This window comes from Streptomyces achromogenes subsp. achromogenes (assembly GCF_000720835.1).
Lineage (GTDB): Bacteria > Actinomycetota > Actinomycetes > Streptomycetales > Streptomycetaceae > Streptomyces > Streptomyces achromogenes.
The window spans coordinates 1-928 of sequence record NZ_JODT01000077.1; the positions used below are offsets into that span (position 1 = coordinate 1).

Here is a 928-nt window from a genome sequence, read left to right on the forward strand (position 1 = left end):
CGCGAGGGCCGGACCATCGCCCCGCTCCTCACCCGCCTGAACACCATCCGCCGCCGCCACCCCGCACTCCAGCGGCTGCGCAACCTGCACTTCCACCACGCGGATCAGGACGCGGTGCTCGTCTACTCGAAGCACACGGGGACGGACACGGTGGTCGTGGTCGTCAACCTCGACCCGCACCACACCCAGGAGGCCACGGTCTCGTTGGACATGCCGCGACTCGGCCTGGACTGGCACGAGTCCGTGCCGGTGCGCGACGAGCTCACCGGTGAGACCTACCACTGGGGCAGGGCCAACTACGTGCGCCTCGAACCGGGTCACCGGCCCGCGCACGTCTTCACCGTCCTGCGACCGTCCAACCCGCAGATCGGAGGGTCACCCACGATATGACCGTCAACGAGCCCGTACCGGACACCTTCGAGGACACGCCCGCCAAGGACCGGGACCCGGAATGGTTCAAACGCGCCGTCTTCTACGAGGTCCTGGGGACTACTACGTCTGGGCCGACGACGACAAGCAGTACCAGGACGCGCGGATCATCTTCGTCGACACCGAGGCCTCCAACTGGACCTACGACCCGGTGCGCAAGCAGTACTACTGGCACCGCTTCTTCTCCCACCAGCCGGACCTGAACTACGAGAACCCGGCCGTCCAGGAGGAGATCCTCTCCGCGCTGCGGTTCTGGCTGGACCTCGGCATCGACGGGTTCCGGCTGGACGCGGTGCCGTACCTGTACCAGCGGGAGGGCACCAACTGCGAGAACCTGCCCGCCACGCACGAGTTCCTGAAGCGGGTGCGCAAGGAGATCGACGCCCAGTACCCGGACAAGGTGCTGCTGGCGGAGGCGAACCAGTGGCCCGAGGACGTGGTCGACTACTTCGGCGACTACTCCGCCGGCGGCGACGAGTGCCACATGGCCTTCCACTTC

Annotated in this window: 1 protein-coding gene and 1 pseudogene; both read left to right on the plus strand. The window is 67.1% G+C overall.

The genetic code is table 11. From position 1 onward, the window contains the following. A partial coding sequence (locus IH25_RS0136730) for a DUF3459 domain-containing protein (RefSeq protein WP_030621344.1) occupies window positions 1–390 on the plus strand: 390 nt, incomplete at its 5' end. After that, window positions 387–928: pseudogene (locus IH25_RS0136735) on the plus strand (alpha-amylase family glycosyl hydrolase); the annotation flags it as partial. The gene IH25_RS0136730 and the pseudogene IH25_RS0136735, both read left to right, overlap by 4 nt.